Here is a 14,745-nt window from a genome sequence, read left to right on the forward strand (position 1 = left end):
GCGATGACCTTCATGTTGGCGGTGTTGAGGGTCTGACCCCGGTACTAATACTGTCGACTACTGCGCCCCCACCAGCGCCGTGACGCGGATGGTCTTGGTTTCCGGCACTTCCGCATGCGACAGCACTTTGAGCTGCGGCAAGGCGCGGCGCAGGAAGCGCGACAGCAAGGCGCGCAGCGGCGCCGGCACCAGCAGCACCGGCGTCAGTCCCAGCGCTTCCTGCTGTTGGGCCGCCAGGCCCGCCTGGTGCGCGATGGTGTCGGCCAGGCCCGGTTCGATGCCGGCGCCGTCGCCGCCATTGCCCATCGCTTGCATCAGCAAACGCTCCAGGCGGCTGTCGAGGGTCATCACGGACAGTTCGGCCGAGCCGGGGAACAATTGCTGCACGATGGCGCGGCCCAGGGCCACGCGCACCAGCGCCGTCAGGTCGTTCGGGTCTTGCGTGCTGACCGTATGCTCGGCCAGGGTTTCGATGATGGTGCGCATGTCGCGGATGTGCACGCCCTCGGCCAGCAGGTTCTGCAGCACCTTTTGCAAGGTCGACAAGGACAGCATCTTCGGCACCAGGTCTTCCACCAGGCGCGGCGACTCCTTGCCCAGGTGGTCGAGCAGCGATTGCACTTCCGCGCGGCCCAGCAGCTCGGAAGCGTGCGAAGTGATCAGGTGATTCAGGTGCGTGGCCACCACCGTGCCCGCGTCGACCACCGTGTAGCCCATCGATTGGGCCTGGTCGCGCAGGCTGGCGTCGATCCAGGTGGCGGGCAGGCCGAAGGCGGGGTCGTTCGTGGCCAGGCCGGGCAAGGTGCCGCTGGCCATGCCGGGATTAATCGCCAGGAACTGGCCGTTGAACGCTTCGCCCACGCCCACTTCCACGCCCTTGAGGGTGATGCGGTAGGCGGACGGTTTCAATTCCAGGTTGTCGCGGATATGCACGGGCGGCGCCAGGAAACCCACTTCCTGGGCAAATTTCTTGCGGATGCCCTTGATGCGTTTGAGCAACTCGCCGCCCTGCGTCTTGTCGACCAGGGGGATCAAACGGTAGCCCACTTCCAGGCCCAAGGTGTCGACGGGCATGATGTCTTGCCAGCTGGCTTCTTCCTGCTCGGGCGCCACGGTCGCTTGCGGCACTTCGGCCGGCTTTTCGGCCGCCGCTTTTTCCTGCGTACGCTTCTTGCTGATCAGATAGGCGGAACCGGCCAGCAACGAGGCCAGCAGGATGAAGACCATGTTCGGCATGCCGGGGATCAGGCCCATGCCGCCGATGATGCCGGCGGTAATGTACAGCACTTGCGGTTTCGCAAACAATTGCCCCACCAGCTGGGTGCCGATGTCCTGTTCGCTGGCCACGCGCGAGACGACGATACCGGCCGCCGTGGAAATGATCAGCGAAGGAATCTGCGCCACCAGGCCGTCACCGATGGCCAGCAAGGTGTAGTTTTTCAGCGCATCGGCAAAGCCCATGTCGTGCTGCAGCAGGCCCACCAGCAAGCCGCCGACGATGTTGATGACGGTGACCATGATGCCGGCGATGGCGTCGCCGCGCACGTATTTGCTGGCGCCGTCCATGGCGCCGTAGAATTCCGCTTCCTGCGCCACTTCCGTGCGGCGGCGGCGCGCTTCGTCTTCGCCGATCAGGCCGGCGTTCAGGTCGGCATCGATGGCCATCTGTTTACCGGGCATGGCGTCCAGCGCGAAACGGGCGCCCACCTCGGCGATACGGCCCGCACCCTTGGTCACGACGGTAAAGTTGATGATCGTCAAAATGATAAACACGACGATACCGACCGTGTAGTTGCCGCCGATCAAGAAGTGACCGAACGCTTCAATCACTTTACCGGCCGCGTCGGCGCCCGTATGGCCTTCCGTCAGCACCACGCGCGTGGACGCCACGTTCAGCGACAGGCGCAGCATGGTCGAGACGAGCAGGATGGTCGGGAACGCCATGAAGTCGAGCGGCTTGACCGTGTACAGCGCCGTCAGCAGCACGATGATGGACAGCGCGATATTAAAACTGAAGAAGATATCGAGGATGAAGGCCGGCAACGGCAGCACCATCATCGCCAGCAGCATGATGATGATGACAGGCGCGGCAATGCCCTTGCTGGCGTTGCCACCCATTCCGCTGAGCCAGGCTGGCATTCTCAGGCCGTTCATGGTGTACTTCCTTTATTCTTGTCTGCCGCGCCGGCTGCGGGCGGTGTCTGTGAGGCGGGATTCTGCGGGTCGAGCTCGGGCGGCACGTCGAGTTTCTTCGGCTTGTCGGGACGCTCGCCCTGGCCCTTGCCATAGCTGCGCAGCTGGAACACGTAGGCCAGCACTTCGGCCACGGCGCCGTACAGCGCCTCGGGAATCTCGTCGCCGATGTCCGTATGCTTGTACAGCGCGCGCGCCAGGGCCGGCGCTTCCAGGATGGCGACCTTGTGCTCGCCGGCCAGTTCGCGGATCTTCGCCGCCACCTCGTCGATGCCCTTGGCCACCACCTGCGGCGCGCCGCGCGAATTTTCGCCGTACTTCAGCGCCACCGCATAGTGGGTCGGGTTGGTCACCACCACGTCGGCCGTCGGCACGTCGGCCATCATGCGGCGGCGCGACATTTCATGCTGCATCTGGCGGATCTTCGCCTTGATCTGCGGATTGCCGTCCGATTCCTTCGCCTCTTGCTTGACTTCCTGCAGGGACATTTTCATCTTGTTGGCGTAATGCCACATCTGGTACGGGCCGTCGATGGCGGCGATCAGGCCCAGCGCGCCGACGATCAGCAGGAAGGCCGTGATCAAGAGGCTGATCAGATGGGCCGAACCGGCGCGCAGGGATTCCACCGACAAGCCCAGCACGGCGTCCTTTTGATGCTGCATCACCATCCAGGCGACGACGCCGACGACGAGGGTCTTGGCGATGGCCTTGAGCAATTCCACCAGCGCATTCTTCGAAAACATGTTGCCCAGGCCGCGAATCGGGTTGAGCTTGCCAAAATTGGGGGTGAACGCCTTGGAACTGAACAGCCAGCCCCCCACCAGCACGGGCGAGGCCAGGGCGACGAGCATGATGGCCAGCGCGTACGGCAGGCAAGTGAGCAAGACCGAACCCACGTCGTAGCCGATGCGCAACATCATCGCGTCGGGATTGAGTATCTGCTCGCGGTCCAGCGTCAGCCCGGACACCATGACGGCCGTCAAGCGCCGCACGATGGCGTCGCCGGCAAACCACAGGCAGCAGCCGGACGCCATCAACACAGTGAACGTTGCCACTTCACGCGATCGCGGAACGTCGCCTTCCTCACGCGCCTGCTCGAGGCGCTTCGGTGACGCGGCTTCGGTCTTTTCTGCGTCGCTGTCTTCCGACATCAATCAACTCCGGTGAAGTCCTGCAGCCTGGCTAGGCGCAATACGGACTGGGCATGGAGCATTATCGGTTCAATCATCACAACACCATCAAGGGAAAAGGGGGGCGAATCCCCTGCTTTTCCTTTGCTATCCAGAAACCTTAGCGGGACTTGCGCGCTTCGGCCTGTTTTACCGTTTGTTCAATCGCGCCAAACAGGGACTTGCCGTCATCGCCCAGCATTTCCAGGCGCACGACATCGCCGAACAGCAAATACGGCGTACTGGCGACGCCATCGGTAATCATCTCCTGGTTACGTCGCTCAACGATGCTGGAAAATCCCTTCTTGACTTCCTTGTTGGCGACCCCGCCCGCACTGACCACGCTGCCGGCGCGCGCGTTGCGCGTCTGGCACAGATGGGCGAGCAATTGCGGATAATTGAACGCCATGTCGGCGCCCGCGTGGGGCTGGCCCGTCAACTTGCCGTTCAGGCTGCAGCGCAGCGCGTAATGCACCTTGCCGCCGCGCCAGGCATCCCCCAGCTCGTCGGGCGTGATGGCGACAGGAGAGCACGCCATGGCCGGCTTCGATTGCAGGAAGCCGTAGCCGCCGGCCTGCTCGTCCGGCGCCAGGTTGCGCAAGGTGATGTCGTTGACCAGCATCAACAGCTTGATGTTCAGGTGCGCCTGGTCGGGCGTCGATCCCATGGCCACGTCATCCGTGATGGCGGCGATGCCCGCCTCGTAGTCGATGCCCCACTGCTCGTGCGCCAGCACGATCTCGTCCTGGGCGCCGAGGAAATCGTCGCTGGCGCCCTGGTACAGGCGCGGTGCATCGCGCAGAGTGGCGGGCGCCTCGGTTCCCGCCGCCTTGCAGGCCCGCTCGATCTGCTGCAGGTAGGATGCGCCAGCCACGCGCAAGCTGCTGCGCGGCAAAGGCGCCATGCAGTTGGCGGGATCGAACTCGAAAGCGCGATGGCCGCGGCCGCTATTGATGGTCTGGTACAGCAAATCGAGCTGGGGCGCGATAAAACTCCAGTCGTCGAGCGCCTTTTGCAGGGTCGAGGCGATGCCATCGGCCAGATGGGCCGTTTTCAGGTCGCGCGAGACGACAGCCAGCTGGCCGTCGCGCGTGCCATCCTTCAGTGTAGCTAATTTCATGTACGGAAAACTTCGTCAAATGCGGGCAATAGGAGGCTAAAGACGCCAAAAAGCCGGGAAAACCCGGCTTCGGCGCTCAGGGGGAGTTATGCCAGGAGGGCGATCTGCTCGGGGGTCAGATAACACCACTCGCCTTCGGCGATGCCCAGCGATTCCAGGGTCAGGCTGCCGATGGCGGAACGGTGCAGCGCGCTGCAATGGTTGCCGGCGGCGGCCAGCATGCGCTTGACCTGGTGGTACTTGCCCTGTTCCAGCACGATTTCCAGCTGGAATTCTCCGCGCTTGACGCAGACGAGGGCCGCCAGCGGGGCCGGCTCGTCGTGCAATTGCACGCCAGCCAGCAGCAGGGCTACCAGCTCATCCGTCACGGGCTCTTGCGTGGTGGCCTGGTAAATCTTCGGAACGTGGCGCTTCGGCGACGATTGTGCATGGATAAACGGGCCATCGTCGGACATCAGCAGCATGCCGGTCGTATCGTGGTCGAGCCGGCCGACGGGCTGGACTTCGCGCCAGGTGAATTGTTCCGGCAACAGGGTCAGCACGCCAGGATGATGGCTGGGCTTGCGCGAGCATTCGAAGTTGGCGGGCTTGTTCAGCGCCAGGTACAGGTGCGCGCGGTACACCCACTCCTCTTCGAACACGTGCAGCACCAGGCCTTCGGTCTCGACGGTGGTCCGGTAATTGGTCTGGGTGACGCCATCGATGACGACATCGCCATCCTCGATGAGGGAACGACAATATTTACGGGTGCCAAAACCCTGCGATTGCAGGATGCGGTCTAGGGATAATTTACTCATGGGCGTGACTTTACCAGAAGCGGCTGGCAGCGTGAAGCGGCGGCGCCTGGCGTCCGCGCGGCGGCCCAGGCGGCACGAAACCATGGCGCACGCAGAAATACCAAAAAGAACAAGGTGAGATTTGGCGAGAAATGGTTGATTCCTTTGAGAAATATCAAGCGCTCGGAATATCGCGTTGATAGACTGAAACTTCGTTAGGAATCCGCCTAACGAGCTTTAGGAATAATAACCAGGCAACGACTGACAAGGACATCGTATGGAACATACCGATACCATCGCCTTACAAGGCAGCATCGCCGACATGCGCCTGCACATCGCCGCAGAACAGGCGGCCATGCATAAGGTCAGACTCGGCGTGGCGCGCTGGAGCACCGCCCCTGCGCCGCAGGATGCGGACGCGCCGCCATCGCCGGCAAGCCAGACGCGCTGGCATGCCGAGGCGCAATGCCATTTCATGTGCTGGCTGGAACTGGGCGGTTTTGCGCACGCGGATGCGCAGGCCGACAACGTGACCGCGCCCGCCCTGGCGGACATACCGTCCGACATCGGCATCAACGTTGGCGCCGGCGCAACGGCAGCCCGGGAAACCAGCGCCGTTCCCCTGCCCGCGCACTGCAACGGCTGCGCCGTCTGAGCGCGGCCCATCCGACCAGCCATGCCACGCCCTCGCATGCCTGCCTTGCCAGCACGCCCAACCCCATCCGGCGACACCGGACCATCGAGCATGAACGACGCACAAAAGGAAACGGCGGCATTGCGCCGCCGTTCCCAAGCCCCATCGGGACTTTAGTGAGGAATGTAAATTCACTCAAAACCACATCTGCGATGCGGCGAGTAGTTCCAAGACCTGCCAATCAAGTTAGTACTGACAACATAGTTGATATATCGCCCCTCCTTGAAAAGAACTACGCTTTCACTATAGCCCAAGCAGCCCCATTTTCAAGCCGATTTACCACCTTATTGAAAATCATTCTCGACTGGCTTGCCTGCCTGCCAAGAGTGATGTCCTCAACGCAACGCCGGTTGCGACTGCTGCACGGCCGCCTTCATGGCGCCCGCGCCCATGGCGGCGCCAAACTTCTTCAGCACCCGTTCCGGCAAGCCTTCATGCTGCGTGTAGTCGACGATGTCTTCCGCCTTGACGACGTCGCGCGCCACGCTGTCGACCGTGCCGAAATCGTCGGCCAGGCCCATTTCCACGGCTTTCGCGCCCGTCCAGTACAGGCCGGAGAAGGTATCGGCCGTTTCCTTCAGGCGCTTGCCCCGTCCCGCGCGCACCACGTCGATGAATTGCTGGTGGATTTCATTGAGCATGCCTTGCGCATACGCCTTGTGTTTTTCCGTCAGGGGGCTGAACGGGTCCATGAAGCCCTTGTTCTCGCCCGCCGTCAGCAGGCGGCGCTCGACGCCGACCTTTTCCATCACGCCCGTGAAGCCGAAGCCATCCATCAGCACGCCGATGGAACCGACCACGCTGGCCTTGTTGACGTAGATGCGGTCGGCGGCGGCGGCGATGTAATAGCCGCCCGAAGCGCACATTTCATCGACCACCACATATAAAGGCTTGTCCGGATAGCCCTTGCGCAAGCGCTGCATCTCGTCGACGATCATGCCGGCCTGCACGGGACTGCCGCCCGGACTATTAATATGCAGCACCACGGCCACGGAGCCGCTATCGGAAAACGCCTTGTCCAGCGCGGGAATGACGACGGCGGCCGAGCCGCTGCCTTCGGACTCGATGGCGCCGCTGATGTCGATCAGGGCCGTGTGGCGGCCCAGGGTTTCGCTGTCGTCGGCCGTGTTGTAGTCATAAAACACCCACAGGGCGAACAGCACGATCAGCAAGCCGAAGACCTTGAAAAAGATGCTCCAGCGGCGGTGCGCGCGTTGCTCTTGCAAAGTGGCAAATACCAGCTTTTCCAGCACCTCGCGCTCCCAGTGTCCCGCAGGGGCGGCGTGGCCGGCGGCTGGCGCGCTACTGTCCAGCTTGTCATTCGTGTTATCGCTCATGGTTCACTTTGCGTAAATTACAGAAGGCCTGCGCCGGCCTCAGGCCGGCAGCGGCTGGACATACTCGTCGGGTTGCCAGTACAGCTGGCCGTCGCGTTCGGCCACGGCGATCGGGCGCAAGCGCCCGCCCTTGCAGGGGCCGCCTGCACAGTAGCCGCTTTCCGGCACATAGATGGCGCCATGCGTCGAACACATCAGGTACAAGCCGCTGGACTCGAAAAACTCGCCCTCCGCCCAGTCCAGTTCGATCGGCACGTGGGCGCAGCGGTTCAGGTAGCCATACGCCTTGCCGCCATGGCGCACGACAAAGCCCGTGGTGGTTTCTCCGCCCGCCGAGACGGGAAAGCGCACGCCCTTGCCGCCATCGGCCACGGCGTCGGCGGCGCAAATGAAAACGTCGACAACATCGTTCATCATGCGTGCTCGCTCAGCCATTGATGCAGCTCGGCCACCGTGGCGGCCGAATACAGGGGATTACAAGCTTGCAACTGTGCCACCGGATGCGCTCCATACTCTACGGCAATACCGGCCGCGCCTGCATTGCTTGCCATCAACAAATCATGACTGGTGTCGCCGATCATCACGGTACGGCGCATATCCTGCCCCAGTTCGCGCGTCAGTTCCTGCAGCATGGCCGGATGGGGCTTGGAAAAGGTTTCATCGGCGCAACGCGTCGCATCGAACAGGGACAGCAGCTTGACGGCATTCAAGGAGCGGTTCAGGCCGACGCGGCTCTTGCCCGTGGCGACGGCGAGGAAATACGCTTGCTGCGACAGTTCCTGCAGCATCTCGTAGACGCCAGGAAACAAGGCCAGCTCATGGTCGCGCGACAGGTAGTGATAACGGTAGCGTTCCGCCATGCGCGCATGGTATTTCGGCTCCACGTCGGGCATCACCAGCTGCATGGCTTCCTGCAAGCCCAGGCCGATCACGTGCGAAGCGAGCAACTCGGTGGGAATTGGCAAGCCCAGGTCTTTGGCCGACGCCTGGATGCACTTGACAATGGTCGAGGTACTGTCTATCAGGGTACCGTCCCAATCGAAGACGATCAGATCAAATTGCTTTCTTGCCATGTTTCCCGACGGCATAGCCGCCGGCTCCTTGAGAATGAATGCTGGCGACTGACTACCTTGTGGGTAGTGTCGCGCGCACGGTGGATATTTAGCGTGCGGCAACGGCCAATGGTTTGCCCAAGCTTACCAAGAAACGCTCGCATTCGGCAGCCAGCGGCGCATTCAGGGTCATCGTCTTGCCCGTTTCCGGATGCGTGAACGTGATCTGGTGCGCGTGCAGGAACATGCGTTTCAGGGCGCCGCGCGTGCTGTCGGCTTTCAACAGGGCACGGTTGAGGGCAAAGTCGCCATATTTATCGTCGCCGGCGATGGGGAAACCGGACGACGACAGGTGCACGCGGATCTGGTGCGTGCGTCCCGTCTTCAATTCCGCTTCCAGCAAGGCGAAGTTGTGATATTTATGCAACAGTGAAAACACCGTGTGCGACGCCAGGCCATCGGCCTGCACGGCCACCCGGCGCTCGCCTTCGGCCGTTGTATATTTGTGCAACGGCAACTTGATATGCTGGCGCGCATTCTTCCAGTCGCCCGCCACCAGCACCAGGTAACGCTTGTCCGTGACGCCGTCGCGCATCTGTTCATGCAGATTCGTCAACGCGGAACGTTTCTTTGCCAGCAACAACAAGCCGGACGTGTCGCGGTCCAGGCGGTGCACCAGTTCCAGAAACTTGGCGTCGGGGCGCGAAGCGCGCAATTGCTCGATCACGCCGAACGACACGCCCGAGCCGCCATGCACGGCCACGCCGGCCGGCTTGTCGATGACGAGCAGCTGCGCATCTTCGAAGATAATCTTGAATTCGGCGGCCGGCGCGCCCGTGGCGGCCTTTTCGGCCACGCGCACGGGTGGAATGCGCACCACGTCGCCGGCGGCGAGACGGTACAGCTGATCGATACGGCCTTTATTAACCCGCACTTCTCCCGATCGCAAGATCCGGTAGATGTGGCTTTTAGGCACTCCCTTGCACACTCTTAATAAGTAGTTGTCGATGCGCTGGCCTGCTTCTTCCTCGGCGATCGTTACGAATTGGGCTTGCGGCTGAACCGGGGGTGTTGAAGGGGGAACAACATCATTTTGACTCTTCATTTACTATGTCTTCCCAGAAATCTCTCTAAGTCCTTCATTTTGAATATATAATTGTTTTTGCTGCGGCCCTGGCTGCTGCGAGTGTAAGAATAAAAGCACATTTTACACAGGGGCGTCTCCACCGGCCTCGCCAAATTGCAAATTCGGTGGAAAAAAATGTATATGCACCATCCCTGCGCGAATCAAGGTTGCACCGTAGTTGTAATCGGATAACGCGTGGAGATGCTGAAGTGAGTGTATTGGATTATAAGGATAAGTACCCGTTAGCGCGACTTATCGAGTCGGGCTCGCGGGTTGATGAAGTTGATAACGCTTGCCGTTTTCGCCAAACCCCGTATGCGGCCACAATACTGAGGGTTGTCGATGAATAGGCTGAGGCCAAGCCTCGCCATCGCGATCCCTGTAATGAGCCGGCTTACGATTTGGCTCTGAATTTGCTGACCACTTGCATTCTCTGCCCCCGACATCCGGGCTGCTTCAGATGAGTTGCAGGTGTCCTGTGCACTCGGCATGACGATCGACCTCACCGCGCCTGTTGCGGCCGTAACGTATACCTCGTACGCGTTGTTGCTCCGCACGCCTAGGCATTTCCCCCGCCAGCACTCCCGTTCTCGCATATATCCCTGTACTTCGCCGCTTCCCCGGAAGCGGCTTTGAGATGGCCTACGGGTCGCGGAGTTATAAAAATGAAACGCATGTTGTTTAATGCCACGCAGCAAGAAGAACTGCGCGTAGCGATTGTCGACGGACAAAAACTGATCGACATCGATATCGAGACAGCCGGGCGCGAACAGCGCAAATCCAACATCTACAAGGGCGTGATCACGCGCATCGAGCCATCGCTCGAAGCGTGCTTCGTCAGCTATGGCGAAGACCGCCACGGCTTCCTGCCTTTCAAGGAAGTTGCCCGCACGTATTTCCGCGAAGGCGTCGACGTGCGTAACGCTTCCGTCAAGGAAGCGCTGCGCGAAGGCCAGGAAATCATGGTCCAGGTGGAAAAAGAAGAGCGCGGCAACAAGGGCGCCGCCCTGACCTCGTTCGTCTCGCTGGCCGGCCGTTACCTGGTATTGATGCCGAACAACCCGCGTGGCGGTGGCGTATCGCGCCGCGTGGAAGGTGAAGAGCGCCAGGAATTGCGCGAAACCATGGATAAACTGGACTTGCCAGCTGGCATGTCCGTCATTGCCCGCACCGCCGGCATCGGCCGCAACGTCGATGAACTGCAGTGGGACTTGAATTACCTGATGCAACTGTGGCGCGCCATCGAAGGCGCCGGCAAGTCGGCCAACGGCGCTTTCCTGATCTACCAGGAATCGTCGCTCGTCATCCGCGCCATCCGCGACTACTTCCAGCCCGACATCGGCGAGATCCTGATCGACACCGACGAGATCTACGACCAGGCGCACCAGTTCATGAGCCACGTGATGCCCGACATGGTGCACCGCGTAAAACGCTACAGCGACGACGTGCCGCTGTTCTCGCGCTTCCAGATCGAACACCAGATCGAAACGGCGTACAGCCGCACCGTGCCGTTGCCATCGGGCGGCGCCATCGTGATCGACCATACCGAAGCGCTGGTCTCCGTTGACGTCAACTCGGCCCGCGCCACGCGCGGCTCGGACATCGAGACGACCGCCTTCAACACCAACTGCGAAGCGGCCGAAGAAGTGGCCCGCCAGCTGCGCTTGCGCGACCTGGGCGGCCTGATCGTCATCGACTTCATCGACATGGAAGTGGCAAAGAATCAGCGCGAAGTGGAACAGCGCCTGAAAGATGCGCTGCACCATGACCGTGCCCGTGTACAAATGGGCAAGATTTCCCGCTTCGGCCTGATGGAACTGTCGCGCCAGCGCCTGCGCCCTTCGCTGTCCGAAGGCTCGCACGTGACGTGCCCGCGCTGCTCCGGCACCGGCCACATCCGCGACACGGAATCGTCCGCCCTGCAGGTGCTGCGCATCATCCAGGAAGAAGCGATGAAGGAAAACTCGGCCACCATCCACGTGCAAGTGCCCGTGGACGTGGGCGCCTTCCTGCTGAACGAAAAGCGCGGCGAAGTACTCAAAATCGAGAACCGCCACCGCATCGCCGTGATCCTGATCCCGAACAAGCATCTGGAAACGCCGCACTACAAGCTGGAACGCATCAAGCACGACGATCCGCGTCTGGAAGACAGCCAGGCCAGCTACAACCTGGCTGAAAGCGCTGAAACCGACATGGCTTACAGCAAGCGCCAGAAGGAAGAAGCCAAGCCGCGCCAGGAAGCCGTCGTCAAGACGATCACCCCTGACCAGCCGGCACCGCTGGTCGAGCGCAAGCCCGTCGAAGCGAAACCGGCTCCGGTGGCCGCGCCTGCCGCGCCGCAAGGCCTGATCGCCAAGATCATCAGCTTCTTCACCGGCGCCCCGGCACCGGTGGCACCGGCGCCCGCCCCTGTCGCCCCGGCCAAGCCGGCCGGCGCCGACCGCGGCGACCGCAACAGCCGTGGCCCGCGTGGCCGTGGCCGCAACGGCAAGCCTGGCCGCGAAGAGCGCGAACCAGGCCAGGGCCGCCCAGCCCTGGACGATGCCGCGAAAGAAGCGGAAGCACTGGAAAAAGCAGCCCGTCCGCCACGTCCGCCGCGTCCGCCACGCGAACCGCGTGAAGCGCGCGAAGGCGGCGATGCAACGGCAGCGCCACGCGAACGGGGCGAACGTCCTGAACGCGCGGAACGTCCTGAGCGCGCCGAGCGTCCGGAACGCGCCGAGCGTCCGCCACGCCAGCCACGCGAAGGCCGCGAACCGCGCGCCGACAAGGCTGTTGTTGCTGAAGTGAAAGCTGAAGAGCTGGCACTGGTTGGCGCCACCGCCAGCGCAGTGAACGTCGTCGTGCCGTCCAACGGCCCTGAATCCGACGCCGCACCGGCCAACCTGCTGAAAGCACCGGCGAATGCCGGTCCTGAAGGCGAAGAGACGGAAAACGACGTGGAAGGCGAAGAACCGCGCCGCCGCCGTCGTCGTGGCGGCCGCAACCGCAACCGCCGCGACCGCGAAACGGGCGAGCTGATCGAATCGGCAAACGGCGAAAACGAAGGCCAGGATGCGCCAGTGATCAGCTTTACGGTTGCTCCGGCGCCGGAAGCTGCCGCTGATGGCGCACCAGTCGCCGTTGTGGCTGCCGCCGCTGTCGTCGCCGTCGCTGCGCCGGTGGAAGCTGCCGCCGTGGAAGTGGTCGAGGTAGTCGAAGTGCTGGAAGTGGCCAAGGCCGAAGAAGCCGCTCCTGCCGCTGAAGCCGCGCCAGCTGCTGAAGCGATCGTGCCGCCAGCCCCTGTCGAGGCCGTCGTTGCTGCAGCGCAAGCTGAACCAGCCGCTGCCGAACCAGTACCTGCTGCCGAGTACAGCTTTGCCGAGAAAGCCACGCCTGAAGCAGCAGTTCCAGCTCCAGTTCCAGCTCCAGCGGAAATCATCGTCGAAGCCGTGCCTGTTGCCGTCGTGGAAGCCGCACCGGTGGTGGAAGCCGCCCCGCTGGTGGAAGCCATCGCCGTGATCGAGGAAGCACCAGCACCAGCAGCTGAGGCAGCACCAGCCGTCGTGGAAGCCGCTGCCGTGGCTGCCGCACCGGCGCCAGCCCCTGTCGCTGCTCCTGCTCCTGCTCCTGCCCCAGCGCCTGTCGTCGCTCCCGCTCCAGCACCAGTGGCCGCGCCGCTGGACTTGAACGCGGTGCTCGGCTCGGCCGGCCTGACCCTGGCTGCCACCGATCCGGAAAAACTGCGCCTGGCGCAGGAAGCGGCCGCCAAGGCAGTCGCTCCGGTCCGCAAGCCGCGCGAACGCAAGCCATTGCCGCCGCAGTCGGATGAGCCGTTGATCCAGGTCAACACGCAACGTCCATAAGCGTGCCGGGTTCGCCCAGCCGCCGATGATGAAAGGGGAAGCTCAGGCTTCCCCTTTTTTACGTCCCCACCCTTGCCAGCCAGCCGCCATGCACGACAACGCCAACCAACTTCCCGCCCCCGTCAGCCTGCGCAGCGCCTTCTGGTACTGGCTCAAACTCGGTTGCGTCAGCTTTGGCGGCCCGGCCGGGCAAATCGCCATGATGCATGCGGAACTGGTGGAAAAGCGGCGCTGGATTTCCGAACAGCGTTTCCTGCACGCCCTCAATTACTGCATGCTGCTGCCGGGGCCGGAAGCGACCCAGCTGGCCATCTACATCGGCTGGCTGATGCACCGCACGCGCGGCGCCCTGGTGGCGGGCCTGCTGTTTTTGCTGCCTTCGCTGCTGCTGCTGATCGTCCTGTCCTGGCTGTACATGGCGTATGGCAACGTGGCCGCCATCGCCGGCGTCCTGTACGGCGTCAAGCCGGCCGTCGTCGCCATCGTGCTGGCGGCCGCCTGGCGCCTGGGCCGGCGCACCCTGCGCAGCCCCGCCCTGATCGCCATCGCGGCGGGCGCATTTGTCGCCATCGCCGCGCTACGGCTGCCATTTCCCTTGATCGTGCTCGCTGCCGCCCTGCTGGGCATGGCAGGCGGGCGCTGGCTGCCGGCCCATTTCCAGGCCGGCGGCACGCAACATGGCGGCGCGGCCCGCTACGGCGCCGCCCTGATCGATGACGACACGCCCACGCCGAAGCACGCGCGCTTTAGCTGGCCGCGCCTGCTTGGCACGGCCGCCGTGGGCCTGGCCCTGGCTTTCCTCGCCTGGCTGGGCCTGGCGCTGGCGGGCGGCGCGGACCAGCCGCTGGCGCAGATGGGCGTGTTTTTCAGCAAGGCAGCCCTGCTGACGTTCGGCGGCGCGTATGCCGTGCTGCCCTACCTGGTGCAGGGCGCCGCCGAGCACTACCACTGGATCACCAGCGCGCAAATGATGGATGGACTGGCCCTGGGCGAAACGACGCCCGGTCCCCTGATCATGATCGTCGCCTTCATCGGTTTTGTCGGCGGCTGGAGCCACGCCGTGCTGGGCGACAACCTGTGGCTGGCGGGCGTGTGCGGCGCGCTCGTCGCCAGCTGGTTTACCTTCCTGCCCTCGTTCATCTTCATCCTGGCCGGCGCGCCGCTGGTGGAAGCGTCGCGCGGCAATCTGCGCCTGAGCGCGCCCCTGACGGCTATCTCGGCTGCCGTGGTGGGCGTCATCGCCAGCCTGGCCCTGTTCTTTGGCCGCCATGTCTTCTGGCAAGAAAACCCGCTGCCCCACTGGGACTGGCTGGCGATTGCCATCGCGCTGGCGGCCGGCGTGGCGCTGCTCAAGTTTCAAGTGGGCACCATCAAATTGCTGCTCGCCTGTGCCATCTTCGGCCTCGTGCTATCGTATCTGCCTTGAACGACTC

The 14,745-nt window shown here is 63.0% G+C and carries 11 protein-coding genes; 3 read left to right on the plus strand and 8 right to left on the minus strand.

Going from position 1 to position 14,745, the window contains the following annotated elements:
• Positions 1 to 57: 57 nt before the first annotated feature.
• The 4 genes from flhA to BZG29_RS23010 all read right to left on the minus strand — a co-directional run bounded on the left by flhA (position 58) and on the right by BZG29_RS23010 (position 5,279).
• Positions 58 to 2,154 carry a flagellar biosynthesis protein FlhA gene (gene flhA, locus BZG29_RS22995; RefSeq protein ID WP_077407865.1) on the minus strand — a complete coding sequence of 699 codons (2,097 nt, stop codon included), beginning with the start codon at positions 2,152 to 2,154 and terminating at the stop codon, positions 58 to 60.
• Positions 2,151 to 3,344, minus strand: coding sequence for a flagellar biosynthesis protein FlhB (gene flhB, locus BZG29_RS23000; RefSeq protein WP_077407867.1), 1,194 nt, complete (start codon positions 3,342 to 3,344; stop codon positions 2,151 to 2,153). Before flhB ends, flhA begins: the two co-directional genes overlap by 4 nt.
• Before the next feature lie 139 nt (positions 3,345 to 3,483).
• Positions 3,484 to 4,482 carry a fumarylacetoacetate hydrolase family protein gene (locus tag BZG29_RS23005; RefSeq protein WP_077407869.1) on the minus strand — a complete coding sequence of 333 codons (999 nt, stop codon included), beginning with the start codon at positions 4,480 to 4,482 and terminating at the stop codon, positions 3,484 to 3,486.
• A gap of 86 nt (positions 4,483 to 4,568) precedes the next feature.
• The gene (locus tag BZG29_RS23010) at positions 4,569 to 5,279 is read right to left on the minus strand and encodes a 16S rRNA pseudouridine(516) synthase (protein ID WP_077409252.1); all 711 of its coding nucleotides are present in this window, start codon (positions 5,277 to 5,279) and stop codon (positions 4,569 to 4,571) included.
• Positions 5,280 to 5,535: 256 nt separating this feature from the next.
• Here BZG29_RS23010 and BZG29_RS23015 point away from each other — a divergent pair, with 256 nt between their 5' ends.
• Complete coding sequence (locus BZG29_RS23015) at positions 5,536 to 5,913, plus strand: hypothetical protein (RefSeq protein ID WP_077407871.1); 378 nt, start codon at positions 5,536 to 5,538, stop codon at positions 5,911 to 5,913.
• Positions 5,914 to 6,287: 374 nt separating this feature from the next.
• On the opposite strand, the gene BZG29_RS23020 is transcribed toward BZG29_RS23015, so the two are convergent.
• The 4 genes from BZG29_RS23020 to BZG29_RS23035 all read right to left on the minus strand — a co-directional run bounded on the left by BZG29_RS23020 (position 6,288) and on the right by BZG29_RS23035 (position 9,446).
• On the minus strand, positions 6,288 to 7,289 hold the full coding sequence (locus BZG29_RS23020; RefSeq protein ID WP_077407873.1) for a S49 family peptidase: 1,002 nt from the start codon (positions 7,287 to 7,289) through the stop codon (positions 6,288 to 6,290).
• 39 nt (positions 7,290 to 7,328) lie between these two features.
• Positions 7,329 to 7,706: a Rieske 2Fe-2S domain-containing protein gene (locus BZG29_RS23025; RefSeq protein WP_099666844.1), complete on the minus strand. Its 378-nt coding sequence runs from the start codon at positions 7,704 to 7,706 to the stop codon at positions 7,329 to 7,331.
• Positions 7,703 to 8,362 (minus strand): HAD-IIIA family hydrolase, encoded by a 660-nt coding sequence (locus tag BZG29_RS23030; RefSeq protein ID WP_035821424.1) that lies wholly within the window; start codon positions 8,360 to 8,362, stop codon positions 7,703 to 7,705. Before BZG29_RS23030 ends, BZG29_RS23025 begins: the two co-directional genes overlap by 4 nt.
• Before the next feature lie 88 nt (positions 8,363 to 8,450).
• Positions 8,451 to 9,446 (minus strand): RluA family pseudouridine synthase, encoded by a 996-nt coding sequence (locus BZG29_RS23035; protein WP_077407877.1) that lies wholly within the window; start codon positions 9,444 to 9,446, stop codon positions 8,451 to 8,453.
• 686 nt (positions 9,447 to 10,132) lie between these two features.
• Between BZG29_RS23035 and BZG29_RS23045 the strand changes: the two genes are divergently transcribed.
• Together BZG29_RS23045 and chrA are read left to right on the plus strand one after the other, a co-directional pair.
• Positions 10,133 to 13,312, plus strand: coding sequence for an Rne/Rng family ribonuclease (locus tag BZG29_RS23045; RefSeq protein WP_077407881.1), 3,180 nt, complete (start codon positions 10,133 to 10,135; stop codon positions 13,310 to 13,312).
• A gap of 88 nt (positions 13,313 to 13,400) precedes the next feature.
• Positions 13,401 to 14,738, plus strand: a complete 1,338-nt coding sequence (gene chrA, locus BZG29_RS23050; RefSeq protein ID WP_077407883.1) for a chromate efflux transporter — start codon at positions 13,401 to 13,403, stop codon at positions 14,736 to 14,738.
• The last annotated feature ends 7 nt before the right edge of the window (positions 14,739 to 14,745 follow it).

Source organism: Janthinobacterium sp. LM6 (assembly GCF_002002885.1).
Taxonomy (GTDB): Bacteria; Pseudomonadota; Gammaproteobacteria; order Burkholderiales; family Burkholderiaceae_D; genus Janthinobacterium; species Janthinobacterium kumbetense.

What these genes read in the sequence shown, in the direction of transcription:
- flhA (WP_077407865.1), bottom strand. Translation starts at nt 2,154, where the DNA reads ATGAACGGCCTGAGAATGCCAGCCTGGCTCAGCGGAATGGGTGGCAAC.
- flhB (WP_077407867.1), bottom strand. Translation starts at nt 3,344, where the DNA reads ATGTCGGAAGACAGCGACGCAGAAAAGACCGAAGCCGCGTCACCGAAG.
- BZG29_RS23005 (WP_077407869.1), bottom strand. Translation starts at nt 4,482, where the DNA reads ATGAAATTAGCTACACTGAAGGATGGCACGCGCGACGGCCAGCTGGCT.
- BZG29_RS23010 (WP_077409252.1), bottom strand. Translation starts at nt 5,279, where the DNA reads ATGAGTAAATTATCCCTAGACCGCATCCTGCAATCGCAGGGTTTTGGC.
- BZG29_RS23015 (WP_077407871.1), top strand. Translation starts at nt 5,536, where the DNA reads ATGGAACATACCGATACCATCGCCTTACAAGGCAGCATCGCCGACATG.
- BZG29_RS23020 (WP_077407873.1), bottom strand. Translation starts at nt 7,289, where the DNA reads ATGAGCGATAACACGAATGACAAGCTGGACAGTAGCGCGCCAGCCGCC.
- BZG29_RS23025 (WP_099666844.1), bottom strand. Translation starts at nt 7,706, where the DNA reads ATGATGAACGATGTTGTCGACGTTTTCATTTGCGCCGCCGACGCCGTG.
- BZG29_RS23030 (WP_035821424.1), bottom strand. Translation starts at nt 8,362, where the DNA reads ATGGCAAGAAAGCAATTTGATCTGATCGTCTTCGATTGGGACGGTACC.
- BZG29_RS23035 (WP_077407877.1), bottom strand. Translation starts at nt 9,446, where the DNA reads ATGAAGAGTCAAAATGATGTTGTTCCCCCTTCAACACCCCCGGTTCAG.
- BZG29_RS23045 (WP_077407881.1), top strand. Translation starts at nt 10,133, where the DNA reads ATGAAACGCATGTTGTTTAATGCCACGCAGCAAGAAGAACTGCGCGTA.
- chrA (WP_077407883.1), top strand. Translation starts at nt 13,401, where the DNA reads ATGCACGACAACGCCAACCAACTTCCCGCCCCCGTCAGCCTGCGCAGC.